Annotated in this window: 22 protein-coding genes; 11 read left to right on the top strand and 11 right to left on the bottom strand. The window is 68.8% G+C overall.

Translation table 11 applies throughout. From position 1 onward, the window contains the following. Positions 1–76 precede the first annotated feature (76 nt). From ACIBB8_RS15895 to ACIBB8_RS15905, 3 genes are read left to right on the top strand one after another with little or no spacing between them, the layout of a single operon-like run. The gene (locus ACIBB8_RS15895) at positions 77–1228 is read left to right on the top strand and encodes a Gfo/Idh/MocA family protein (RefSeq protein WP_398952399.1); all 1152 of its coding nucleotides are present in this window, start codon (positions 77–79) and stop codon (positions 1226–1228) included. Further along, entirely contained in the window at positions 1225–2370 is a 1146-nt protein-coding gene (locus ACIBB8_RS15900; protein WP_398952401.1) for a dihydrodipicolinate synthase family protein, read from the top strand. The genes ACIBB8_RS15895 and ACIBB8_RS15900 overlap by 4 nt, the downstream gene beginning before the upstream one ends. Next, a complete protein-coding gene (locus ACIBB8_RS15905) occupies positions 2367–3197 on the top strand; it encodes a sugar phosphate isomerase/epimerase family protein (protein ID WP_398952403.1) in 831 nt (276 codons plus the stop codon). The genes ACIBB8_RS15900 and ACIBB8_RS15905 overlap by 4 nt, the downstream gene beginning before the upstream one ends. Before the next feature lie 357 nt (positions 3198–3554). On the opposite strand, the gene ACIBB8_RS15910 is transcribed toward ACIBB8_RS15905, so the two are convergent. Together ACIBB8_RS15910 and ACIBB8_RS15915 are read right to left on the bottom strand one after the other, a co-directional pair. Beyond that, on the bottom strand, positions 3555–3890 hold the full coding sequence (locus tag ACIBB8_RS15910) for a hypothetical protein (RefSeq protein WP_398952404.1): 336 nt from the start codon (positions 3888–3890) through the stop codon (positions 3555–3557). A 347-nt stretch (positions 3891–4237) separates the two neighbouring features. Continuing rightward, positions 4238–4705, bottom strand: a complete 468-nt coding sequence (locus ACIBB8_RS15915; RefSeq protein ID WP_398952406.1) for a transglycosylase SLT domain-containing protein — start codon at positions 4703–4705, stop codon at positions 4238–4240. 829 nt (positions 4706–5534) lie between these two features. On the opposite strand from ACIBB8_RS15915, the gene ACIBB8_RS15920 reads away from it, so the two are divergent. Then, complete coding sequence (locus ACIBB8_RS15920) at positions 5535–6755, top strand: hypothetical protein (protein ID WP_398952408.1); 1221 nt, start codon at positions 5535–5537, stop codon at positions 6753–6755. Between the two features lie 198 nt (positions 6756–6953). Here the strand turns inward: ACIBB8_RS15920 and ACIBB8_RS15925 are convergent, their stop codons facing one another. The 3 genes from ACIBB8_RS15925 to ACIBB8_RS15935 all read right to left on the bottom strand — a co-directional run bounded on the left by ACIBB8_RS15925 (position 6954) and on the right by ACIBB8_RS15935 (position 9426). Then, positions 6954–7895 carry a helix-turn-helix domain-containing protein gene (locus ACIBB8_RS15925; protein WP_398952410.1) on the bottom strand — a complete coding sequence of 314 codons (942 nt, stop codon included), beginning with the start codon at positions 7893–7895 and terminating at the stop codon, positions 6954–6956. 495 nt (positions 7896–8390) lie between these two features. After that, positions 8391–8615, bottom strand: a complete 225-nt coding sequence (locus tag ACIBB8_RS15930; protein ID WP_398952412.1) for a DUF397 domain-containing protein — start codon at positions 8613–8615, stop codon at positions 8391–8393. Further along, entirely contained in the window at positions 8602–9426 is an 825-nt protein-coding gene (locus ACIBB8_RS15935) for a Scr1 family TA system antitoxin-like transcriptional regulator (protein ID WP_398952414.1), read from the bottom strand. Before ACIBB8_RS15935 ends, ACIBB8_RS15930 begins: the two co-directional genes overlap by 14 nt. Positions 9427–9564: 138 nt before the next feature. On the opposite strand from ACIBB8_RS15935, the gene ACIBB8_RS15940 reads away from it, so the two are divergent. From ACIBB8_RS15940 to ACIBB8_RS15955, 4 genes are all read left to right on the top strand, one after another. Further along, positions 9565–9858 (top strand): hypothetical protein, encoded by a 294-nt coding sequence (locus ACIBB8_RS15940; protein ID WP_398952416.1) that lies wholly within the window; start codon positions 9565–9567, stop codon positions 9856–9858. Further along, the gene (locus ACIBB8_RS15945; RefSeq protein WP_398952418.1) at positions 9855–10157 is read left to right on the top strand and encodes a hypothetical protein; all 303 of its coding nucleotides are present in this window, start codon (positions 9855–9857) and stop codon (positions 10155–10157) included. Before ACIBB8_RS15940 ends, ACIBB8_RS15945 begins: the two co-directional genes overlap by 4 nt. Before the next feature lie 42 nt (positions 10158–10199). Continuing rightward, entirely contained in the window at positions 10200–12431 is a 2232-nt protein-coding gene (locus tag ACIBB8_RS15950; protein ID WP_398952420.1) for an ATP-dependent RecD-like DNA helicase, read from the top strand. A gap of 197 nt (positions 12432–12628) precedes the next feature. After that, the gene (locus tag ACIBB8_RS15955) at positions 12629–13918 is read left to right on the top strand and encodes a citrate synthase (RefSeq protein WP_398952422.1); all 1290 of its coding nucleotides are present in this window, start codon (positions 12629–12631) and stop codon (positions 13916–13918) included. Positions 13919–14407: 489 nt separating this feature from the next. Here ACIBB8_RS15955 and ACIBB8_RS15960 read toward each other — a convergent pair whose 3' ends face one another. The 3 genes from ACIBB8_RS15960 to ACIBB8_RS15970 form a co-directional block, all read right to left on the bottom strand. Next, the gene (locus tag ACIBB8_RS15960) at positions 14408–16834 is read right to left on the bottom strand and encodes a heavy metal translocating P-type ATPase (RefSeq protein ID WP_398952424.1); all 2427 of its coding nucleotides are present in this window, start codon (positions 16832–16834) and stop codon (positions 14408–14410) included. Positions 16835–16971: 137 nt separating this feature from the next. Beyond that, complete coding sequence (locus ACIBB8_RS15965; protein ID WP_398952426.1) at positions 16972–17280, bottom strand: heavy-metal-associated domain-containing protein; 309 nt, start codon at positions 17278–17280, stop codon at positions 16972–16974. Between the two features lie 136 nt (positions 17281–17416). After that, positions 17417–18193 (bottom strand): TetR family transcriptional regulator, encoded by a 777-nt coding sequence (locus tag ACIBB8_RS15970; RefSeq protein WP_398952428.1) that lies wholly within the window; start codon positions 18191–18193, stop codon positions 17417–17419. A 157-nt stretch (positions 18194–18350) separates the two neighbouring features. Between ACIBB8_RS15970 and ACIBB8_RS15975 the strand changes: the two genes are divergently transcribed. After that, a complete protein-coding gene (locus ACIBB8_RS15975) occupies positions 18351–20579 on the top strand; it encodes an MMPL family transporter (protein WP_398952429.1) in 2229 nt (742 codons plus the stop codon). 80 nt (positions 20580–20659) lie between these two features. Here the strand turns inward: ACIBB8_RS15975 and ACIBB8_RS15980 are convergent, their stop codons facing one another. From ACIBB8_RS15980 to ACIBB8_RS15990, 3 genes are all read right to left on the bottom strand, one after another. After that, a complete protein-coding gene (locus tag ACIBB8_RS15980; RefSeq protein WP_398952431.1) occupies positions 20660–20857 on the bottom strand; it encodes a helix-turn-helix transcriptional regulator in 198 nt (65 codons plus the stop codon). A gap of 292 nt (positions 20858–21149) precedes the next feature. Further along, the gene (locus ACIBB8_RS15985) at positions 21150–21527 is read right to left on the bottom strand and encodes a peptidoglycan-binding protein (protein WP_398952433.1); all 378 of its coding nucleotides are present in this window, start codon (positions 21525–21527) and stop codon (positions 21150–21152) included. Positions 21528–21613: 86 nt separating this feature from the next. Further along, positions 21614–22576 carry a sugar phosphate isomerase/epimerase family protein gene (locus tag ACIBB8_RS15990; protein WP_398952435.1) on the bottom strand — a complete coding sequence of 321 codons (963 nt, stop codon included), beginning with the start codon at positions 22574–22576 and terminating at the stop codon, positions 21614–21616. A gap of 133 nt (positions 22577–22709) precedes the next feature. On the opposite strand from ACIBB8_RS15990, the gene iolC reads away from it, so the two are divergent. Then, positions 22710–23786, top strand: coding sequence for a 5-dehydro-2-deoxygluconokinase (gene iolC / locus ACIBB8_RS15995; protein ID WP_398952437.1), 1077 nt, complete (start codon positions 22710–22712; stop codon positions 23784–23786). Next, positions 23783–24670, top strand: coding sequence for a deoxyribose-phosphate aldolase (locus ACIBB8_RS16000; RefSeq protein ID WP_398952439.1), 888 nt, complete (start codon positions 23783–23785; stop codon positions 24668–24670). Before iolC ends, ACIBB8_RS16000 begins: the two co-directional genes overlap by 4 nt. Positions 24671–24697: the final 27 nt, after the last annotated feature.

Below are 24697 nucleotides of genomic sequence, written 5' to 3' on the forward strand. Positions count from 1 at the left end.
TTGTCCGGGCCGCTGTCGGCAGGCTAGCGTTTTACCGCATAGAAAGCGCTTGCTACGGCTGTATGGAGGAAACTTCGTGACACGCAGGACAGTGCGCATCGCCATGAACGGCGTCACGGGTCGCATGGGGTACCGGCAGCACCTGGTGCGCTCGATCCTCGCGATCCGCGAGCAGGGCGGCCTCGACCTCGGCGGCGGCGAGGTGCTGTGGCCCGAACCCGTCCTCGTCGGCCGCCGCGCCCACGCGCTGGAGGAACTCGCCGACCGGCACGGTCTGACCGAGTGGTCGACCGACCTCGACGCGGTCCTCGCGGACGAGCGCATCGACATCTACTTCGACGCCCAGGTCACGTCGGCCCGCGTCGAAGCGATCAAGAAGGCGATCGCCGCGGGCAAGCACATCTACACCGAGAAGCCCTCCGCCACGGACGTCGAGGGAGCCCTGGAGCTGGCCCGCCTCGCCAAGGACGCCGGGATCAAGCACGGCGTCGTCCAGGACAAGATCTTCCTGCCGGGCCTGCTGAAGCTGAAGCGCCTCATCGACGGCGGCTTCTTCGGCGAGATCCTCTCCGTGCGCGGCGAGTTCGGCTACTGGGTCTTCGAGGGCGACTGGCAGGAGGCCCAGCGCCCCTCCTGGAACTACCGTGCCGAGGACGGCGGCGGCATCGTCGTCGACATGTTCCCGCACTGGGAGTACGTGCTCCACGAGCTGTTCGGCCAGGTCAAGACCGTTCAGGCGCACGTCCGGACGCACATCCCGCAGCGCTGGGACGAGCAGGGCAAGCCGTACGCCGCCACCGCCGACGACGCCGCCTACGGCATCTTCGAGCTGGCCGGTGGTGCCGTCGCCCAGATCAACTCCTCCTGGGCCGTCCGCGTCAACCGCGACGAACTCGTCGAGTTCCAGGTCGACGGAACGCACGGCTCCGCCGTCGCCGGGCTGCGCAACTGCCGCGTCCAGCACCGCTCGGCCACCCCCAAGCCGGTCTGGAACCCCGACCTCCCGGTCACCGAGTCGTTCCGCGACCAGTGGCAGGAAGTCCCCGACAACGCCGTCTTCGACAACGGCTTCAAAGCCCAGTGGGAGCTCTTCCTCCGCCACATCGTGCTCGACGAGCCCTACACCTGGGACCTGATGGCCGGCGCCCGCGGTGTCCAGCTCGCCGAGCTCGGGCTCAAGTCCTCCGCCGAGGGCCGACGCCTGGACGTACCGGAGCTGACGCTGTGACGATCCATCTCCCGCAGGGCGCGTACGAACCCCGCACCACCCCGCTCGACCTCGCACCGGCCCGGGCTCCGCTCGCCTCCCGCACGGTCTTCTCCGCCGCCCATGTCGTCGCCGACCCGCACGCCGACATCAGCCCCGACGACCCCGCGGCCGTCGACTGGGACGCCACCCTCGCCTTCCGCCGCCACCTGTGGTCGCACGGCCTCGGCGTCGCCGAAGCCATGGACACCGCCCAGCGCGGCATGGGCCTGGACTGGGGCGGCGCCGCCGAGCTCATCCGCCGCTCCGCCGCCGAGGCGAAGGCGGTCGGCGGCCGGATCGCATGCGGGGTCGGCACCGACCAGCTTCCCGCAGGGCCCGCCACGCTCGCCGAGGTGAAGGCCGCGTACGAGGAGCAGCTCACCCTCGTCGAGGAGAGCGGTGCCCAGGCCGTCCTGATGGCGTCCCGCGCCCTCGCCGCCGCGGCGAACGGCCCCGAGGACTACCTGGAGACGTACGCACACCTGCTCCGCCAGGCCTCGGAGCCGGTCGTCCTGCACTGGCTCGGCCCGATGTTCGACCCCGCGCTGGAGGGCTACTGGGGTTCGTCGGACCTCGACGCCGCCACCGACACCTTCCTGAAGGTCATCGCCGAACACCCCGACAAGGTCGACGGCATCAAGATCTCGCTCCTCGACGCCGAGCGTGAGATCGACGTACGCCGCCGCCTTCCCGGCGGGGTCCGCTGCTACACCGGCGACGACTTCAACTACCCGGAGCTGATCGCGGGCGACGACCAGGGCTTCAGCCACGCCCTGCTCGGCATCTTCGACCCGCTCGGCCCGTTGGCCGCCCACGCGGTACGCGTCCTGGACACCGGGGACGTGAAGGGCTTCCGCGAACTCCTCGACCCCACGGTCGCGCTGTCCCGGCACCTCTTCCAGGCTCCCACCCGCTTCTACAAGACGGGCGTGGTCTTCCTCGCCTGGCTGGCCGGCCACCAGGACCACTTCACGATGGTCGGCGGCCTCCAGTCCGCCCGCTCAATGCCCCACCTGGCGAAGGCGTACGAACTCGCCGACCGGCTGGGCCTGTTCCCCGACCCGGAGCTGGCCGAATCCCGGATGCGCGCCCTGCTCACGGTGGGTGGAGGTGTCCGGTGACGGACCTGTCGCGCCTGAGCATCAACCAGGAGACCATCAAGCAGTGGTCGCTGCCCGAGCTCACCGAGGGCTGCGTCAAGGCGGGCATCGACAAGGTCGGCCTGTGGCGGGCACCTGTCCAGGAGTACGGAGTCGAGCGCACCGCTCAGCTCCTGAAGGACGCGGACCTGACCGTCACCAGCCTCTGCCGGGGCGGCTTCTTCACCGCGCTCGACCCGGCCGAACGGGCCCGCGCCCTGGACGACAACCGCGCCGCGATCGACGAGGCGGCAGCCCTGTCCACCGACACCCTGGTCCTCGTCTCCGGCGGCCTCCCGCCCGGCAGCCGCGATCTCCACGGCGCCCGCGAACGCGTCGCGGAAGCGCTTGCCGAGCTGGGCCCGTACGCGGGGGAACGCGGCGTACGCCTGGCGATCGAACCGCTGCACCCGATGTTCGCCTCGGACCGCTGTGTCGTCTCCACCCTGTCGCAGGCCCTGGACATCGCGGAGCGCTTCCCGGCGGAGCAGGTCGGCGTGGTCGTCGACACCTACCACATCTGGTGGGACGACCAGGCGGCCGCACAGATCGCGAGGGCGGGGGAGGGCGGCCGTATCCACTCGTTCCAGCTGGCGGACTGGATCACCCCGCTCCCGGCGGGCGTACTCGTCGGACGGGGCCAACTCGGCGACGGGAGCATCGACTTCCGCGCATTCCGCGAGACGGTCGAGGCCACCGGCTTCGACGGACCGATCGAAGTGGAGATCTTCAACGAGGACCTGTGGGCGCGCGACGGCGCCGAAGTCCTCGCGGAGGTCGCGGCGCGGTACGTCGAGCACGCCTGCTGACAGCGGGTTCGAATCGACCAGGCAAAGACATCGCAAAGGGATGCAACCCTTCTGCGCCCTGCCGGGTCGTATCTTGCGTCGGGAGCTTCCGGGGAGGGATCCGGGGGGATCGGGAAGCCCTGATGGGGGGAAAGCGAGGGGGGTCCGGTCTTCTGACCGGACCCCGTTTCGTCTCCCGGGACACAGCTCCGGGGCCGCGGGCCCCACGGACCGGCCCGGCCTTCGCCTCCGGGACCTTGATCCTTCCGCCCGCGTGGGCGACGGCGCGAGGGTGCCCCTCAGCATCGCCGCCATCCGCGCCCGGTTCACCAGGGACCCTGGGCGGGGCAACCGGCCCCCTGCACCGGTCTCAGTGGGTCACCACCGGTCGCCGACGCGCACCTTGTCCCACCGTTTCTTGGATATGCACAGCTCGTGCGCGTCGTCGTCCAGCTCGATCTGCCAGCACGCCGGACGCCGGTGCGAGACACGGTGGGTACCGGTCCGCACCGTGCGGCACGACTTCTTGGTCGTGCCGTTGCTCCGGGATGTGGTGCACTCCCTCTTCGTGACCGGCTCGGTCTTCCACGTGGTGCGGGCCGCCTTGTATTCCTTCTCGGTTATCGTGCCGTGCACCTCGCTGCTGCCGCAGGAGGTCAGCAGCAGTACGGCCACGGGCACCGCGGCCAGGGCGGCGATCCGGCGGAAAGGCATGGGCAGGTCCTCTGCAACAAAGGGGGCGATGCCGGGCCGGGTCGGGAAGGTGGCGACGGCGCTGGTCAGCGCAGAATCATAGGGACGGCCGCCTGCACTCCGCCACTGATCGCCGAGCCTTTCGCGGCCTCGTCATCGACGACTCCGCACGGCGGCCGCATGCGACACTTCCGGGCCATCCGTGGGGCGGTACGGAGCGCCTGACGCAGTACACGCCGTTCCCCCGTGCAGATGCTTGACGTGTTGACGCCCGAGATCTGTGGTGCCGGGGGAACGGCGTGCGGTTCACTGTGCGGAAGGGGGGTTCGAGGCCGGTGGCCGTCGAGATCGGCGTTGTCGCCGGCTGATCAGTAGGCCGAGTTGACGTTGTCGATCGAGCCGTAGCGGTGGGCCGCGTAGTTGCAGGCGGCGGTGATGTTGGCGACCGGGTCGTAGATGTTCCACGAGGTGCCGGGGACGTGGTACGCCTTGAAGGTCGGGTCTATGACCTGGAGCAGACCCTTGGACGGGATGCCCTTGGCGGCATTCGAGTCCCAGTTGTTGATGGCGTTCGGGTTGCCGCTCGACTCGCGCATCAGGTTGCGGTGGATCCCCTCGTAGGAGCCCGGGATGCCCTGCGCCCGCATGATCTCCAGTGACGTGTTGATCCAGGTGCTGACACTGCCGCCGGACTGGGCAGGGGCGGCGGCCGAGGCGACCGGTGCGCTGACGAGAGAACCGGCGACGACTGCGGCGCCGGCGGCGACCATGCCCAGCGAAACCTTCTTGGTCTGGGTCATGTGAGCGAACTTCTTGGACATCGCGGAGATCTGCATCGGAAATTACCTCTTCCGTCGGGATGCCAAGAATTCTTAAACGGGGCTTAAGTTCCGGTCAATGAGCCTCATTACTATCGAGATACGTACAAGGAACGAGCAACAGTGTCCGAAATGGCCGCAAACGGGCGACAAGGCGGCCTCTTTGCCCTACTAAGTCGTATCATGGTGACGCGCACCATATCGCCCACGTCACACGACAGAAGCATCAAATCGCCTCAAAATGGACATGGGTATATTGCCCACGCCAACCGAAAAGCCCTCTATTCGAGCCGTGTGATGAATAAAAAGCGCGGAGTAATGAGAGTGTGGTCGGCCCATTCGAAAAGCGGCCTGGGGGTGCCCGCGGAGGCGGCCTCAACGGAGATGGCGAGTGAAGGCCTCGTCATGAGTCCGGTCATCGTCGACCCGGCGCCGGACGATGCCTCGCGGACCCTCGCGGGCAGGGGCGGCCGTCGCTGATCTTCGTGTAGTACACGATCTCGTCCTCGGCGTCCGGGGCATCGAGCCTTGCTGAGGCAGGCGTACGGGCGGGGGGTGGTGAGAACCGCGCCGCTGAGATCCACGAACTCCTCATGTAACAGCGCGGTGGAGCGTACTGCGTCGACAGGCCCGAGGATCTCACCCACCGCTCACACTGGGGCCCGCAACCTCCAGAAATCAAGATGACGCGGCCTCACTCCGTCCGGCGCGCATCGCCGAGCGCGGGTTGTCTAGTTCCAGACAATGCCAGTTTCGGACAGTCACAAGGCATTCACCACAGCGTCACTGGGCTTACACACTGGGCCCGCCTGCTTGCCCTTGCAGGCACCTTCGAAAAGGAGTCCCTGTGAAGAAGACCGCCTCCATGGCAGTCAGCCTGGCGATCGCCGCGACCTGTGCCCTCGGTGTGGCGCTCCCCGCGCACGCCGCTGACGCGACTGGGACCGCGACCGCCGGCAGCCAGTCGCTCCAGTCGGCCATCGACACCTCCACGTTGCCTCCGCGACTCAAAGCCCTTGCCGACGAGATCCTGGCGAAGCTGCCCGCCGACTGGCAGTCCCGCGCCGAGGCTGCTGCCGCGAAGTACGGCATTGACGATTCGCAGTGGAGCGAGATGCGCGACAGCGTGATCAATCCCGACGACCACCAGTGCCCGTCGACCGGGCTCAAGACCTGGGCCCGCTCCCTCCTCATGGGCGCCGAGGATCCCTTCGCCATCTTCATGCTCTCGATCTTCGATGGTTTCAACCTCCCCACCTACGACGCGCTGATCTTCGGCACGGAGTCGGAGTCCAACAAGTTCGGTGCCAACGGTGAGTACACCCAGAAGCTCACCTCAGAGATGAAGAACCTCAAGCGGTTCTGGGACATCAACTCGGCGGACATCCAGCTGATACCCCTGCACGGGGCCGATGTCTTCTCCAGCCCCCAGCGGGTTGCTCGCACGCTTTCCGTGCTGTACGGCGGGACGCCGGAGTCCCAGCTCGACCTGGCCGAGATGTTCATCGAGCTCGTCAACATGGAACCCATCCTGAAGGGCGGTGCCAACCCGATCTTCTCCTTCAACGCCTTCGCCTACAGCGAGAAGCGTGACCCGGAACCGACAGGCGTCTCCGACAGGATCATCATGGGTGACGGCATCCTGCAGGGCATGTCAGCCGTGGGTCTGGGCGATGTCGCTCCGCGGGCGATCGAGGCCCACGAGTTCGGCCACCACGTGCAGTACGCGAACGACCTGTTCGTGAGCGACCTGCCCGCTCCTGAGGCCACCCGCCGTACCGAGCTCATGGCCGACGCGTTCGGGACGTACTACCTGACCCACGCCCGCGGCGAGGCGCTGAACACCAAGCGTCTTCTGGGCTCTGAGCAGTCGTTCTACGAGGTGGGCGACTGCGGCTTCGACAACCCGGGCCATCACGGCACGCCGAACCAGCGGCTCGCCGCGTCCAGTTGGGCGGCGAGCGTGGCCAACGACGCGTCGAACCAGGGCCACATCCTGCCGTCGCTCAAGTTCGCCGGGCAGTTCGAGGCCAAGCTTTCCGACCTGGTCAAGCCGGACGCCGGCTGACGCTGCAGTTCGACCGCAGCACGCGCTCCCTCGAGCGGCCGAAGATCTGCATGGGGCGGGCCGGATCCCCACCGGCCCGCCCCACGTGCCCGTCACGTGTGGGCGATGTCGCCGACACAAGGGCACAGGAAGGAGCAGACGACCGGGTATGCGGGCGATACCGCGGTCTTCGGCCTGGACGAAGGTTCAAAGGACGGTTCAAAGCCAGCCCTGGCGGCTGGCCTGGACACCGAGCTGGAACCGGGTCTGGCTACCGAGTGCCTCCTGCAGGCGGGCAACGCGTCGGGTGACGGTCCGTTCGCTCACCCCAAGCTCACGGGCGATCGACTCATCGGTGAGCCCGGCGCTGAGGTAGCCCAGGAGCTGTCGCGTCTCGTTCGTCGGACGGGCCCAGCCCTCGGTGGGCTCGCCGGCCCGAGGAAGCGGGACGGCTATCCGCCAGTACGACTTGAAGACTCCGATCAGCCCATCCAGCAGGCCTGATGGCTGGACGATGACGCTGTGGTGTCCCGCGCGGTCCGGCGCGACGACGGACAACACGGCCAGACGATCGTCACAGAGCAGCAGATTCATCGCGAGGTCAGGAAAGACCCGCGCCTGCTCCCCGCGGTCGACGCACGCGTGCGCCGCCTCCAAGGCCTTGGGCTCCTGCAGGATGTCGACGCTGTACACCACTCGGTAGGCGACCCCGCGGGCCAGGGCATCCAAGGCTCCGGTGTCGACCTCCGGCACACGCTCACCCCCGCCCACCGGCCCGATCGACAGCGCGCGCACCTCTGCCACTGCCTCGTTGTGGACCCGTTGCTGGATCACGTCAGGGCTGTGGGAGGTGTCGACGACCTCGATGTAGCTCGATCCCGAGGTGTGATCGAGCCAGAAACGAGATAGGAGCGTCGCACTCTCGTGGGCGATCCGGGCCTCTCGTGCGCGCCGCTCGGCTATGGCCTCCAGCACTGCGCGAGGGGGCTGGGCGGTCAGCCTGTCATTCGTGCGGGACACCAAGCCGATAGCGGCGAGCTCGTCGACCGCGTGGTGCAACCCTTCGTCAGGCGATCCGGCCCGCGCCAGCCGACCGGCGAGCCTCACCGGGGTCAGCGGACCGTGCTCCACGAGCGCGAGGTAGGCAGCCTCAGCTGTCATGGAGAGGCCGAGATCCTGCAGTGGGCGCATTTTGGGTATGTCACTCCCAACCAGCGGCGCCGCACGGCGCCCGTCACTGCCCCATTCCCACGGGGGACTGTCCATCTGCCGGATGGCCGTCACCCTAACATCACATGATCATGTGGCGGCCGAGCTGGAAGCCGGAACGCGAAAACGGCCGCGGCTGTGGCCGAAGCTGTCGCCGATGCGGATGACGTTGTCGCCTGCGGTGCCGCCGACATGGGCTGCTTTGTCGGCGGCAGGCGACGGCGACCAGACCGATGCCGCTGAGGAGCGCGCCTCGCCTCCGGTCCAGTACCGAGTGCGCCGTGAGGGCGCCGACCAACACCTCGTTGAACAGTGCCGCGTCCGAGCGCTGGTAGCGTCGAAATTAGGGAATCCAGCTCTCCGGCCAGGGGTCCTTACTTGGAGGACCTGACGGCAACCCCGTCAGGTCCGTGACCGTAACGGGGCCGCTGTGCTGCCGTGAACGCCTCAGGCGGAGAGCTCGCCTTGCTTGACCGCGGCGACGAAAGCCGACCAATCACCCGTGGAGAAGACGAGCGCGGGGCCGTTGACGGCCTTGCTGTCGCGAACGGGCACGTGGGTGTAGCCGCGCGCGACCTCAAGGCATTCGCCCTGACCGCCGCCGCTGTAGCTGGACTTGAACCACCCGGTGAGCGTGGTCGAGTCGGAGACGATGTGCTCACTGCTGGCCATGTTCGTGCTCCTCCGCTGCCGCCCGCACAAGGGCCACTGATTCCTGGTGCGACATCGCATCGCTCAAGGCGAGATCGTAGGCCGTCTGACTGGCTCTCACCAGAGCTGGATCATCCATCAAGTGCCCTGTCAGCAAGCCCTCGACGTATGAGACCGGCGCCGAGTCCTCAAAGCCCAGAAGTGATACCAGGCTCTCCAGGAGTGCGTGGGCGCCCACTCCGAACGGCAGTACATGGAGCCGCAGCCGTCCCGCGTCGGCCATGTCCGCGATCTTGCGCAGCTGCTCCGCCATGACCTGCGGTCCGCCGACCTGACGCCTGAGCACGGCCTCGTCCAGCATGGTCCACAGAACAGGGTTCAACGGGCCGTCGAGGATGTGGGCACGCTCGGTCCGGATGACGACATCTCTGTCAAGGTCCTCCTGCCGATGGTTCGGCCGGTACGCGCGAAAGAGCGCACGCGCGTAGCCCTCCGTCTGGAGCAGGCCGGGGACCAGGGAGAGCGCGAACTGCTGGATCAGGGTTGCCTGCCGCTCCAACTCCGCCATCACCGCGAAGTGATCGGCGTACTTCGTCTCCAGGTCCTCCAGCCAGCGGGCAAAGAACCCGTCCGTCTCCAGCGCGCGGTCGATGCGCTGCGCGTCATCCGGGTTGGGCAGCCGTCTCCCCGCCTCGAAGTGGCTGATGAGTGTCGGCGAGCAGACGACCTGATCGCCCAGTGCCTCCTGGGTCAGACCGGCCGCCGCTCTCCGTAGCCGCAACTCATCCCCGTACTTCTCCCTAGGCGTGCGCGGCTTGCGGTTCATCGCCATGCGACCAACTCCCTTACCTGACCGGCGTGCTGTCAAGCCCGAACCCCTGGCAGCGTAACCAGGTGCGACCCCAGTCTGTGATGAGTTCGCTACAGAACGCATTCGTTCGTGGGTAATTCAGAGGGAGAGCACGCCGACATGAAGGATCTCGTCCGCCGGTTCACCGAGTCGCTGGTGCGGCTGGTACGCCCGGTTTCCGTACACGTCCATCCGTACTCCTGCGTATACGTGGCGGGTCCCACCGCCCGCCGTACCGGAGAGCGTCCGCCGCGCGGGGAGGACAGCCCGCTGGTCCGTCCGTACGTCGAAGCACACGAGCGCCGGGTGGCCGAGGAGCGGCGGCGGCGTGTGCGGCGGAGTGGGGTGCGGATCGCCGTGTACGGGGTGAACGTCGATCCCCGGCTCATGCGCGGGACGGGGGCGGCGGCATGAGCGCGGGGGAGAGCGAGCCGGGATACTTCCGGCTTCTGCCGTGGGCGGGTGAGCAGGGCAAGCCCTGTTACGTACTGAGCGACGCGACCGGGCGCGTGTCCCGGGTCGCGGACACCGTCGAGAGCATTCAGCTCGGCATGGCGGGCGATCTGCTCGGGCATGCCGCCGAACTGCTGGCGGACAACCGCGCCGGTGCCGTCGAGCTCCGCTTCCTCTCCGGGCGGCTGAGCGAGTCGTTGCGGGATGTCATGCGGATCGCGGAGAGCCGGGGCGCGCGGCTGGAGGAGCTGGGGCCGTGACTGCGTGTGTGGGGTGTCGGTGGCGCCCGATACCGTCGAACCATGTCCAACATGGCCGTCCTTGAAGGTGTGCTTGAGCGCATCACGTACGCGAACGAGGAGAACGGGTACACGGTCGCCCGCGTCGACACGGGTCGGGGCGCGGGTGATCTGCTGACCGTCGTCGGTTCGCTGCTGGGTGCGCAGGTCGGCGAGTCGCTGCGGATGGAGGGGCGCTGGAGCTCGCACTCCCAGTACGGCAAGCAGTTCACGGTGGAGAACTACACGACCGTGCTGCCCGCCACCATCCAGGGCATCCGCCGCTATCTCGGCTCCGGGCTGATCAAGGGCATCGGCCCGGTGATGGCCGACCGGATCACGACGCATTTCGGCGTCGACACGCTCGACATCATCGAGCAGCAGCCGAAGCGGCTGGTCGAGGTTCCGGGGCTCGGGCCGAAGCGGACGAAGATGATCGCCGCCGCCTGGGAGGAGCAGAAGGCGATCAAGGAGGTGATGGTCTTCCTCCAGGGTGTGGGCGTCTCCACCTCCATCGCCGTCCGTATCTACAAGAAGTACGAGGACGCGTCGATCTCCGTCGTCAAGAACCAGCCCTACCGGCTGGCCGCAGACGTCTGGGGCATCGGATTTCTGACCGCCGACAAGATCGCGCAGGCGGTCGGTATCCCGCACGACAGTCCGGAGCGGGTCAAGGCGGGGCTGCAGTACGCGCTGTCGCAATCCACCGACCAGGGGCACTGCTTCCTCCCGGAGGAGCGGCTGATCGCCGACGCGGTCAAGCTGCTCCAGGTCGATACGGGGCTGGTCATCGAGTGCCTCGCCGAACTTGCCGAGGATCCGGAGGGCGTCGTACGGGAGAAGGTGCCGTCGCCCGAGGGCGGCGAGCCGATCACCGCCATTTATCTCGTACCGTTCCACCGCGCCGAGGTCGCTCTCGCCGCGCAGGTGCAGAGGCTGCTGCGGACCCCCGAGGACCGGCTGCCGGCCTTCCAGGACGTGGACTGGGACAAGGCGTTGACGTGGCTCGCCGGTCGTACCGGGGCGACGCTCGCCCCCGAGCAGGAGGCGGCTGTACGGCTCGCGCTCAGCCGGAAGGTCGCCGTGCTGACCGGCGGACCCGGCTGCGGCAAGTCGTTCACGGTCCGCTCCATCGTCGAGCTGGCCCGCGCCAAGCGCGCAAAGGTCGTTCTGGCCGCACCCACCGGGCGGGCCGCCAAACGGCTGTCCGAGCTGACCGGCGCCGAGGCGTCCACCGTGCACCGGCTGCTGGAGCTGAAGCCGGGCGGGGACGCGGCCTACGACCGGGACCGTCCGCTGGACGCCGATCTCGTCGTCGTCGACGAGGCGTCGATGCTCGATCTGCTGCTCGCCAACAAGCTGTTCAAAGCCGTGGCACCCGGTGCCCATCTGCTGCTTGTCGGGGATGTCGACCAGCTGCCGTCGGTCGGCGCGGGGGAGGTGCTGCGCGATCTGCTCGCCGAGGGCGGACCCGTTCCCGCGGTCCGGCTGACGACGATCTTCCGGCAGGCCCAGCAGTCCGGTGTCGTCACCAACGCCCACCGGATCAACTCCGGGACGCCGCCGCTCACCCAGGGCCTGAGTGACTTCTTCCTCTTCGTCGAGGACGAGACGGAGGAGGCGGGCGTCCTCGCGGTGGACGTCGCCGCCCGTCGCATTCCGGCCAAATTCGGCCTCGACCCGAGGCGTGACGTCCAGGTCCTCGCCCCCATGCACCGCGGTCCGGCCGGCGCGGGCACGCTCAACGGACTCCTGCAGCAGGCCATCACCCCGGCCCGCCCCGACCTGCCCGAGAAACGGATGGGGGGCCGGGTCTTCCGGGTCGGCGACAAGGTCACCCAGATCCGAAACAACTACGACAAGGGGGAGAACGGCGTCTTCAACGGCACGGTCGGCGTCGTCACCTCGCTCGACCTCGATGAACAGCGGCTGACGGTCCTCACCGACGAGGACGAGGAGATCCCGTACGACTTCGACGAGCTGGACGAGCTGGCCCACGCGTACGCCATGACGATCCACCGCTCCCAGGGCAGCGAGTACCCGGCCGTCGTCATCCCCGTCACCAAGAGCGCCTGGATGATGCTCCAGCGGAACCTGCTGTACACGGCCGTGACGAGGGCCAAGAAGCTCGTCGTTCTGGTCGGCTCCCGGCAGGCGATCGGCCAGGCGGTCCGCACGGTTTCCGCCGGCAGACGCTGTACGGCGCTGGATTACCGGCTGCGTGGAGGGGCGAGCGGAGGATCAGCGGAAAAATGATCGATCAAATCGGTGGCAAACATCACGGAGCCCTTCCGGAACCGGAGTCAAGGGGGCAGGATGAGTAATCTGGCGGCACTCAGTGCCGTCAGTAGGTCCAATGGACGACCCCGAGTGCACTCTCCTGAGCCAAATGGAGGAGGGTGGAGACAGTCAGGGAATCTCGAAGTAGAGCCACTACGTCGGTGAGGGATGACGTGAGCGACAACTCTGTAGTACTGCGGTACGGCGATGGCGAGTACACCTACCCGGTGATCGACAGCACCGTCGGCGACAAGGGCTTCGACATCGGGAAGCTCCGGGCCAATACCGGCCTGGTGACGCTGGACAGCGGATACGGCAACACCGCCGCATATAAATCCGCCATCACCTACCTTGACGGCGAGCAGGGCATCCTGCGGTACCGCGGCTATCCCATCGAGCAGCTCGCCGAGCGCTCGACGTTCCTGGAAGTCGCGTACACGCTCATCAACGGTGAGCTTCCCAAGGTCGACCAGCTGTCGACCTTCAAGAACGAGATCACCCAGCACACGCTGCTGCACGAGGACGTCAAGCGGTTCTTCGACGGCTTCCCGCGCGACGCCCACCCGATGGCCATGCTGTCCTCGGTCGTCAGCGCGCTGTCCACGTTCTACCAGGACAGCCACAACCCGTTCGACGAGGAGCAGCGCCACCTCTCGACGATCCGCCTGCTGGCCAAGCTGCCGACGATCGCCGCGTACGCGTACAAGAAGTCGATCGGTCACCCCTTCGTCTACCCGCGCAACGACCTCGGGTACGTCGAGAACTTCCTGCGGATGACCTTCTCGGTCCCCGCCCAGGAGTACGAGCTGGACCCGGTCGTCGTCTCCGCGCTCGACAAGCTGCTCATCCTGCACGCGGACCACGAGCAGAACTGTTCGACCTCCACCGTGCGTCTGGTCGGCTCCTCGCAGGCGAACATGTTCGCCTCGATCTCCGCCGGTATCTCGGCGCTGTGGGGCCCGCTGCACGGTGGCGCCAACCAGTCGGTGCTGGAGATGCTCGAGGGCATCCAGGCCAATGGCGGCGACGTCGACTCCTTCATCCGCAAGGTGAAGAACAAGGAGGACGGCGTCCGGCTGATGGGCTTCGGCCACCGCGTCTACAAGTCCTTCGACCCGCGCGCCAAGATCATCAAGGCTGCGGCCCACGACGTGCTGTCGGCGCTCGGCAAGTCCGACGAGCTGCTCGACATCGCGCTGAAGCTGGAGGAGCACGCGCTCTCCGACGAGTACTTCGTCGCGCGCAACCTCTACCCCAACGTGGACTTCTACACGGGTCTGATCTACCGGGCCATGGGCTTCCCGACCGAGATGTTCACCGTGCTCTTCGCGCTCGGCCGGCTCCCCGGCTGGATCGCCCAGTGGCACGAGATGATCAAGGAGCCGGGATCCCGCATCGGCCGCCCGCGCCAGATCTACACCGGCGAGGTCCTGCGCGACTTCGTCCCGGTCGAGAGCCGCTGAATCCCGCAGCACCCCTGCACCACCCCGGCCGCTGCGGCCGGGCTGCCTTCGCCCCGCGTACCGCGCTTTCGCACAGAGCGCGGTGTCCGGGGCGATTCGCGTATCCGGCCCGCCCCCGCATGGAGCGAGAAGCGCCCCGCCATCGATCCCCCCACGGGCCGACAGCGAGGCGCATCCCATATCCCGGAGCGGATTCCCCCCACGGGATCCGGCCGGGCGTCTGCGGGAGCCGAAGCTCCTGGGTACTCCTCGGTACTGCTGCACCACGTCACTGCGGTTGCACGTCTCGCGGTCTGCCGGGGTACGTACCTTCGGGAGGGCCGCTCAAAGCTCCCCGGTGCACGTGCCCCGGCCAACGCTTGCCTGAAGCATCCCCCAAGACGCTTCGTCGGACGTCCCCCAAGACATCCTTGGCATCGCACTCTTAGACTCGCGAACCCACCGGATGGTTACCCTCAAACCGATGTGATCTAGATCTCTTTGTGGAAATCACGTGAAGGCGCGCAACCGCAGGCTGTTCGTCACGACGAAGACCGATGAGAAGGCCATCGCCGCTCCGGCAATCATAGGGTTGAGCAGGCCAAACGCCGCAAGGGGTAGGGCGGCAACGTTGTAGCCAAATGCCCAGAAAAGGTTGCCCTTGATCGTGGTCAGGGTGCGTCGTGAGAGCCGGATGGCATCGGCGGCCACCTCGAGATCTCCACGAACGAGGGTGAGATCGCTCGCCTCGATCGCGGCGTCCGTGCCGGTGCCCATGGCCAGCCCGAGGTCGGCGGTGGCGAGGGCCGCCGCGTCGTTGACACCGTCCCCGACCATCGCGACCGAACGGCCCTCCGCCCGGAGCCGCTCGATGACGTGCACCTTCTCCTCGGGGAGCACCTCGGCGTAGACCTCGTCGATGCCGACGGCACGGGCGACGGCGTCCGCCACGGCCCGGTTGTCGCCGGTCAGCAGCACCGGCCTGAGGCCGAGGGCGCGCAGTTCGGCGACGGCTGCCGCACTGGAGTCCTTGATCGTGTCGGCGACCCCGAGAACGCCACGCGCCTCGCCGTCCCAGGCGACCGCGATGGACGTACGCCCCTGGGCCGCCGCGTCCGCGAGGGAGCCGGACAGCGCCTCGGGGACGGCGATCCCGGCGTCGGTGAGCAGCTGGGGGCGTCCGATGAGCACCTGGTGCCCGTCGACGGTGCCGCGTACCCCGAGCCCCGGGACGTTGGCGAAGGACTGGACGGCGGGGAGCGCGCCCCCGGTGCGTTCGGCGGCGCCGGTGGCGACGGCCCGGGCGATCGGGTGCTCGGAGGCGTGCTCCAGGGCGCCGGCCAGCCGCAGCAGCTGCGTCGCGTCGGTGCCGGGCGTCACGTGGACGTCCTGGAGAGTCATCCGGCCGGTGGTGACCGTGCCGGTCTTGTCCAGGACGATCGTGTCGATACGCCGGGTGGTCTCCAGGACCTCCGGGCCCTTGATCAGGATGCCGAGCTGCGCGCCGCGCCCGGTCCCCACCATGAGCGCGGTGGGAGTGGCGAGGCCGAGCGCGCAGGGGCAGGCGATGATCAGTACGGCGACGGCGGCCGTGAACGAGGCGGTCACGTCGTCCGTGAAGAGCAGCCAGACGACCAGGGTGACCAGCGCGAGCAGCAGGACGACCGGGACGAACACCGCGGAGATCCGGTCGGCGAGACGCTGCACCTCGGCCTTTCCGTTCTGGGCGTCCTCGACGAGCCTGGCCATCCGGGACAGCTGGGTGCCGGCGCCGACCCGGGTGGCGCGCACGACGAGGCGGCCCGAGACATTGACGGTGGCGCCGGTGACGGAGTCCCCGACGTTCACATCGACCGGAACGGACTCGCCGGTGAGCATCGACGCGTCCACGGCGGAGGTGCCCTCGGTGACGGTGCCGTCGGTGGCGATCTTCTCGCCGGGACGGACCACGAAGTGGTCGCCGACGGTGAGCCGGGCGACGGGGACGCGCACTTCGGTGCCGCCCCTGAGGACGAAGACGTCCTTCGCGCCCAGGTGCATCAGCGCACGCAGCGCGGAACCGGCCTTGCGCTTGGACTTCGCCTCCAGATAGCGGCCCAGCAGGATGAAGGTGATGACCCCGGCGGCCACTTCCAGATAGATGGTGGAGGAGCTTTCCCCGAGCTCTCGGCTCCGCTCGAGCAGGGGAGACCCCACTGCGCGTGAGACCGAGAAGTCGAAGCCGTGCCGCATCCCGGTCATGCCCGCGTCCCCGAAGAACAGCGCCCAGAGCGACCAGCCGAACGCGGCGAGCGTGCCGACGGAGACGAGGGTGTCCATGGTGGCCGCGCCGTGCCGGAGGTTGGTCCAGGTGGCGCGGTGGAAGGGCAGTCCGCCCCAGACGGCCACGGGGGCGGCGAGCGTGAGGGAGAGCCACTGCCAGTTGTCGAACTGGAGGGACGGGACCATGGCCAGGAGCACGACGGGGGCGGCGAGGACGGCCGAGACGACCAGTCGCTGCCGCAGGGCGGCGAGGGTGTCGGCCGCGCTTCGCTCGGCTTCGGTTTCCTCCGGCGCGGTGTCGGCGTCCGCCGCCTCTTCGGTGTCCCGGATCTGTCGGGTCTCTTCGGTCCGCTCGACCTCGGCGGGGCCGGTGGCCGCGGGCGGCGAGGGCATTTCAGCGGGCAGCGGGGGCGGCGTCGGCGCGGGCCGTTGTACGGGCTGTGCGGTGTATCCGGTCTTCTCGACCGTGGCGATCAGGTCGGCCAGCCGGGTCCCGGCACCGAACGCGACGCGCGCCTTCTCTGTCGCGTAGTTCACGGACGCGGTGACGCCGTCCATCCGGTTGAGTTTCTTCTCGATGCGGGCCGCGCACGAGGCGCAGGTCATCCCGCCGATCGTGAGTTCCGCTTCCGAACTCGCGACTGCCGGGGCTTCGGCCTCTGTTGCGCTGTGCATGTCCGAACTCCTGAAATGCCGACCGGGCCGTGCCTCACCAGTATCTGCTGGTCGGTCCGGCCCGGTGGCGCGAGGGGTGATGCGGGTGGTGCGGGTGGTGTGGGTCCGTGGGGTGTCCGGGTGAGCCCGGACGGCGTTCAGGCCTGGCCGGCGAGCTCGTAACCCGCCTCGTCGACCGCGGCGCGGACGGCGTCCTCGGACAGCGGCGCCTCGGAGACGACGGTCACCTCTCCGGTGGAGGCCACGGCCTTCACCGAGGTGACGCCCTCGATGCCGGAGATCTCCTCGGAGACGGCGCCTTCGCAGTGCCCGCAGGTCATGCCCGTCACCCGGTAGACGGTGGTGACTGCACCCGGCGTTGCTTCGGTGTCCGCACCGTCGTGGCAGGAGCCGCTGGGCGAGCAGCAGGAGCCGGTGGCCTGGGGGAGCTGGGTCTCGGTGGTCATGGTGTTCTCCTGTTCGACGCGTACAGCTTCAACGTGGCGCCAGGGAGCCCCGGGAAGACCGGTGCGCCCCAACACGCAGAACTCTATACCCCTAGGGGGTATGAATGCGAGGGGGGGGGTGATGTCGCTTCGCGCGCTATCGGCCGTTCGGTGGGGCAGCTGCCGGGGCGGGCGAGGGGGGCCGGAGGGTCCGGTCGCCGACCAGTGGCTCCAGGTAGCGCAGGAGTACGGTCTTCAACTCCCTGATGTATGCCTCCCGCTCCTCGCCTTCGTGAGCCATGATCACGTCGAGTCCCGCCTTGAAGAGGATGAAGATCATGGTGGCGATGCGGGTGATCTCGGCGGGCGGCGTGTCCGGGAGGTAGCCGCCGAGGATGGCCTCGACCCGGGAGAGCATCGCCGCGTGCAGGGTGTCGTGCTCGTGGGTGATCACGCCGGGGATCTCGGAGCCGTGCATCAGGACGGTGAAGGCCGGATTCTCGCAGTTGAACGTGATCAGCGGGTCGAGGGTGGCGTCCAGCATCCGGTCGAGGGGGAGTGTCAGATTGTCCGGCAGGAAGGCCGCTCCGTATGTCTCGCGCCAGCGTGTGAGGAGTTGGTCGCCCAGCTCGACGGCGATGGCCTCCTTGTTCGGGAAGAACTGGTAGAGCGTGCCGGGCGAGACGCCGGCCTCGCGGGCGATGGCATTGGTGCTCGCTGCGGTGTAGCCGGTCGTGCAGAAGACGCTGGCGGCCGCCTTGAGGAGCTGGGCGATGCGGGCTTCGCCGCGGGCCTGACGGCGGCGCGGCCGGCCGGCGGTGGTGCCCGCGCGCCCGTCGGCGCGCGCGTCCCCGGTGGCGCTCTTCCTCTCGGTGGCGCCTGCGTCCCTCGTGGCGCTCTTTCTTTCGGTGGCTCCGGATCTGGCCTCCGACACGGTAATCCCCAGCTTTCCTCACGCGTTTGACAAACGCGAGCGGGCGCTCGCATTCTTGTGGAACGCGAGCGATGACTCGTGTTTGCCAGTGTATGTGGCAACGAGTGACCCATGCTGCCCTGTGCTGCCCGGGTCTGGGGGAAGGGGACACCGCACCATGCCTCAAGTCAACCGCCCGGAGCGCCTGGGGGGCTGGACCCGGTTCGTCACCGCGCGACCGCGGCTCGCGCTGCTGGCCGCCCTGGTGATCACGGCGCTCGCGGTGTTCGCGGGCAGCGGCGTCGCCGACCGGATGGGCAGCGGTGGCTGGGAGGCCCCCGACGCCGAGTCCACCTATACGACCAAGGCGCTGGAGCGCGAGTTTCCCGCGTCCCAGCCCAACCTTCTGCTGCTGATCGACAGCGGCAGCACTTCCGTGGACGACCCCGCGGTGGCCGCCGAAGCTGCACGGCTCACCGAGAAGCTGGCTGCGGAGAAGGACATCACGGGCGTCGGTTCGTACTGGCAGAGCAAGTCGCCCGCGCTCCGCGCCAAGGACGGGCGGGAGGCGCTGATCGCGGCCAGGATCGAGGGCCACGACAAGGCGGTGGGCGAAGTCCTGGACCGGATAGCACCCACCTACCGAGGGGCGCACGGCCCGGTGAAGGTCTCGGTCGGCGGCCCCGTCGCCGTGCGGCACGAGATGCAGACGATCATTCAGGAGGACCTGCTGCGGGCCGAGATGATCGCCCTTCCGGTCACTCTGGTGCTGCTGGTCATGGTCTTCGGCAGCGCGATCGCGGCCCTGCTGCCGCTCGGCGTCGGCATCGTCGCGATCCTGGGGACCAACGCCGTGCTGCGGGGTATCACCGAATTCACCGACGTCTCGGTCTTCGCCCAGAACCTCACCACGGCCCTCGGTCTCGGGCTTGCCATCGACTACGCCCTGTTCATCGTGCGCCGGTTCCGCGAGGAGCTCGCGGCAGGAGCGGACACCCGGGCGGCGGTGGGCGCGACGCTGCGCACCGCGGGGCGCACGGTGCTGTTCTCCGCGCTGACCGTGGCGGTCTCGCTGGCCGCGATGCTGGTCTTCCCGCAGTACTTCCTGCGCTCGTTCGCCTATGCGGGGATCGCCGTGGTTCTGCTGGCCGCCGCTGCCGCGCTGATCCTGCTGCCGGCCGCGCTGATGCTTCTCGGCCCTCGGGTCGACTCCCTGGACCTGCGCCGACTGCTGCGCCGCCGGCGGAGCGAGGCGCACCGCGAGCCGGATGCGGCGGGCGAGGGATGGGGGAGGTTCGCGACCCTGGTGATGCGCCGGGCGCCGGTCTTCGCCGTCCTCACCACCGTGGGCCTGGTCCTGCTCGGACTGCCGTTCCTCGGGGTGAAGTTCGGTACGGCGGACGACCGCCAGCTGCCCGCAGGTGCCGAGTCGCATGTCGTCCAGCAGCACATACGGGACGGCTTCCCCGGCAGCCCCGGCGGCGGCCTCGAAGTCCTCGCGGAGGGCAGCGCGACGCCCGCCCAGTACGCCGACTACCGGAACAGGATCGCTGCACTGCCCGGCGTGCTCCGAGTCGACGGGCCGGTGACGGAGGGGCGGTCCGCATACTTCGGCGTGCTGCCCAAGGGGGAGGCCGTGGGGGAGGAGTCCCAGCAGCTCGTACGCGAGCTCCGGGCCCAGCCCGCCCCGTTCGACACCTCGGTGACGGGCGCGGCGGCGGTCCTCGTCGACTCCAAGGGCGCCATCGCGGACCGGCTGCCGTGGGCGGTGGGCATCATCATCCTTGTGACGCTGCTGCTGGTCTTCCTGCTCACCGGCAGCGTGCTCATCCCGCTCCAGGCAGTGGTGCTCAACGCTCTGAGCCTGACAGCGATGTTCGGAGCGGTCGTCTGGGTCTTCCAGGAAGGGCATCTGTCCGGACTGCTCTCCTTCACCAGCACTGGCGACATAGAGACGACCTTGCCCGTACTGATGTTCTGCGTCGCCTTCGGACTCTCCATGGACTACGGGGTGTTCCTGCTCTCCCGGATCAAGGAGGAGTACGACCGCACCGGTGACCACGAGCATTCGGTGACCTTTGGGCTGAGGCACACCGGCGGACTGATCACTGCAGCTGCCGTGATCCTCGCGGTGGTGATGGTCGCCATCGGTACGTCGCGGGTGACCAACACGAAGATGCTCGGCCTTGGCATCGCGCTGGCCGTGCTGATGGACGCCATGGTGGTGCGGAGCCTGCTGGTGCCGTCGGTGATGAAGCTGATGGGCCGGGTGACCTGGTGGGCACCCGCACCGCTGCGGGCCTTCCACCGGCGGTTCGGGCTGAGCGAAGGAGGGTCCGCACCTGCCCCCGCCGAGGACATGTCCGCAGCCGCTCCCGATCGGGACAGGATCAGCGCCGGGGCGTAGAACAGACGTAGGCCCCGTGCGGCGCCGGGTCGCGGTCGCCGTACGGGGCCTGGAACGGACGGAGGGAGGGGGAGAGGGCGTCAGCCCTTGCGGCCCCGGTTGCTCGGGCGGGCAGCGACCCAGGCGCGGACGGTGTCCGCGTACCAGTAGGGCTTACCGTTCTCCACATGGTCGGGTGCGGGAAGGAGGCCGTGCTTGCGGTACGAGCGAACGGTCTCCGGCTGCACCCGGATGTGCGCGGCAATGTCCTTGTAGGACCAGAGCCTTCTGTCCGTCATAAGTGACACCTCTCTGCGCCGCAGCGGCAGCTGGGGGGCTGTCGGGAGAGCCGCGGCACGGACGCTGACGATCACTCAGCCTGTGTCCGGTGAACGACACGGAGTGACGAGCGGGGAGGGGCTGTCGAGCGCCTGTGACGGAAGACCCGCGTAACGCGGACATGTATGACGAGGGGGTGATATCTGTGACAGAAGGCGTGCATTCGGCCCTAGGGCGGGTTTCGAAAGGAGCGTCGTCCGCCCGTAGGGCGGGCCTGGCGTCGCCAGGCAGGCGGGACTTTCGAAACACGCCCTAGGCGTGCCAGAGCGCGAACCAGGTCTGCGGACCGACCAGACCGTCCGGGACGAGTGGCGGGTGGTCCGCTTGGAAGCGCTGAACAGCGGCGAGGGTCGTCGTCCCGAAGGTGCCGTCGACGGCACTCCACGGCAGATAGCGGCGGTTGGCCAGAAGGCACTGCACCTCGGAGACCCGTTCGCCTTGCTCGCCGAAGAAGGTCAGCTGATGACCGTCGTAGAACACGCAGGCCGCGCTGGGCGAGGGGAGCGGCTGCTCCGGGGCGCGCCCGGCGGCCCAGGCGCCGGGGGCGGTGGTGAGGGCGGCGGCCAGGGCGAATGCGACCAGGGCCGAGGCCCCCGCCGTCCTCGCGGAGAGAGGCGTCTTTCGGATCACGGCGAGTTGCTCCTCGTGCGGTCACGGGGTGCGGAAGGGACCGCACCCGCTTCTTTGCGAGCACAACACCGCACGCCGCCAAGGCGTCACATTCGCGCCCGGTTCGGTGTGTCCTGCTCGGGCGCGGGTGTCTGCGCCGGTGTGCCGCAGGAGCGGAGGAAGGCGCGGGTGCGCCGGGCGATCGGCAGGGGCATGTCGGGCGGGCACGGATACATGTCCTGCTCGACGATCGCGAACAGATCGACGTCCAGCCGTCGGGCCGCGTCCAGCACGGGACCCAGGGCAGGTACGCCGTTCGGCGGTTCGCACATGACGCCCCGTGCCACGGCCGGCCCGAACGGCACCTCGTCCGCCACGACTTCGGCCAGGACGTCCGGGTCGACCTGCTTGAGGTGCAGATAGCCGATCCGCTCGCCATAGGTCTCGATCAGCTTGACGCTGTCCCCGCCGCAGTAGGCATAGTGGCCGGTGTCGAGACAGAGCGAGACCAGGTCGGGGTCGGTGGCGTCGAGGAACCGGTTGACGTTCTCCTCGCTGTCGATATGGGTGTCGGCATGCGGATGGACGACGATCCGCAGTCCGAAACGGTCCCGTACCTCGCGGCCCAGCCGCTCCGTCTGCGTGGTGAGGTGGCGCCACTGCTGCGCGGTGAGGGTGCGGTCCTCAAGGATCTCGCCGGTCTTGTCGTCCCGCCAGAACGACGGGATGACCACCAGATGCCCGGCGCCCATCGCCCGGGTGAGTGCCGCGATGTCGGCGACATGCGCCCAGGTCCGCTCCCAGATGTCCGGGCCGTGGTGCAATCCGGTGAAAACGGTGCCCGCGGAGACGGTGAGTCCGCGGCGGCCGGTCTCCTCGGCGAGGCGGGCCGGGTCGGTCGGGAGATAGCCGTACGGACCCAGCTCGATCCACTCGTAACCCGCCTCGGACACCTCGTCGAGGAAGCGCTGCCACGGCACTTGGCGGGGATCGTCGGGGAACCAGACCCCCCAGGAGTCGGGTGCCGAGCCGATACGGATGCGGGCCGGAGCGGAAGCGGAGGAGGTCATGCGGCCAAGAATTCGGCGCCGGAAGACGAGTGTCAAGAGAACGTCCTTATGTCCGGACAAAATGTTGACAGGGTTCCGGAGCGAGGGCTAGACCTGGGGGCAGCCGCTCCGGTCGCCGGTCGAAGGGATGCGTATGCCCGAGATGTACGACGTGATCACCATGGGGCGGATCGGGGTGGACCTCTACCCCCTGCAGACCGGACGGCCGCTGGCTCAGGTCGACACGTTCGGGAAGTTCCTCGGCGGCTCACCGGCCAATGTGGCTGTTGCGGCCGCCCGGCTCGGCCGGCGGACGGCGGTGGTGACACGCACCGGCCGGGACGCGTTCGGGGACTATCTCCACCAGCAGTTGCGGGAGTTCGGGGTGGACGACCGATGGGTGACGTCTGTTGACGCGTATCCGACGCCAGTGACCTTCTGCGAGATCTTTCCGCCGGACGACTTCCCGCTCTACTTCTACCGCCTGCCCAAGGCGCCCGACCTGGAGATCCACGAAGCGGAACTCGACCTGGACGCGATCCGGGCGGCCCGGGTCTTCTGGATGACCGGCACCGGACTGTGCGCGGAACCCAGCCGCACGGCGACGCTGGCGGCGTTGCGCGCAAGGAGCGAGGTGCGGGCGGAGTCCGGCAGCGAGCAAGGCCTTGCGCCAGGTTGCTGCACGGTCTTCGACCTGGACTGGCGCCCGATGTTCTGGACCGACGAGCCCGATCACTCCGGCGCGGACCACCTCGTCGACCCCACGGCCACCGCGCGCTACCGCGAGGCCCTCGCCCACGCCACCGTCGCCGTCGGCAATCTCGACGAGTGCCGGATCGCCACCGGGGAACGCGAGCCGTATGCCGCCGCCCGCGCCCTGCTTGCCGCCGGGGTCGAGCTCGCTGTCGTCAAGCAGGGCCCCAAGGGTGTCCTCGCCGTCCACCGGGACGGCACCGTCGTCGACGTCCCGCCCCTGCCCGTGGACGTCGTCAACGGTCTCGGCGCCGGAGATGCCTTCGGCGGCGCGCTCTGCCACGGGCTGCTCGCCGGCTGGGAGACCGAGCGCATCATGCGGTACGCCAATGCGGCCGGCGCCATCGTCGCCTCCCGGCTCGCCTGTTCGCCCGCCATGCCGTTCCCCCACGAGGTGGAAGAGGCACTCGTCCGCGGTGCCGTCACCACCGGCGAACCCGAACCCGAACCCGGAACCGGGCCCGGGGCGGTCTCATGACACCCGCGGCCTCCTCCGTGGCCGACCTCGTACGGCTGCGCGTGCGCCACCCCGAAGCCGTCGCCGAGGCCGCCGCCCGCCGCCGCAGAAGGCCCCTCGTCGGTGACAGCGGGCGTCTGATGATCATCGCGGCTGACCATCCGGCCCGTGGCTCCTTCGCCGTCGGCGGGAACGAACTGGCCATGGCCAACCGGTTCGAGCTCCTGGAGCGGCTCTGCCTCGCCCTCTCCCGCCCCGGCGTCGACGGTGTCCTCGGTACCGCCGACATCCTCGACGACCTGCTGCTCCTCGGCGCGTTGGAGGACAAGGTCGTCATCGGTTCGATGAACCGCGGCGGACTCGCGGGCGCCTCCTTCGAACTCGACGACCGCTTCACCGGCCACCGCCCCGACGACCTCGCCCGGCTCGGCTTCGACGCGGGCAAGCTGCTGCTCCGCATCGACTACGACGACCCCGGCTCCCTCGACACCATGCACGCCACCGCCCGCGCCATCGATGCTATGGCCGCGCACCGGCTGCCGGTCTTCGTCGAGCCGTTCCTCTGCCGCCGGGTCGACGGCAAGGTCCGCAACGACCTCGGCGCGGCCGCGGTGACCACGTCGATCGCCATCGCCTCGGGGCTCGCGGGCACCTCCGCGTACACCTGGCTCAAGGTCCCCGTCACCGAGAACCCCGATCACATGGCGCGCGTGATGGAGACGTCGACGCTGCCTGCCGTGCTGCTGGGCGGCGAGGTGGGCGGCGACCAGGAGGGCGCGTACGAGAAATGGCGTTTCGCGCTGCGACTTCCCACCGTTCAGGGGCTGGTGGTGGGGAGGTCACTGCTCTATCCGGTCGACGGGGATGTGGCCGGTGCCGTCGACACGGCCGTGGCACTGCTGTAGCGAGTGGACAGGGACGGGTAGGGAGAA

The organism is Streptomyces sp. NPDC051286 (genome assembly GCF_044455345.1).
GTDB lineage: Bacteria > Actinomycetota > Actinomycetes > Streptomycetales > Streptomycetaceae > Streptomyces.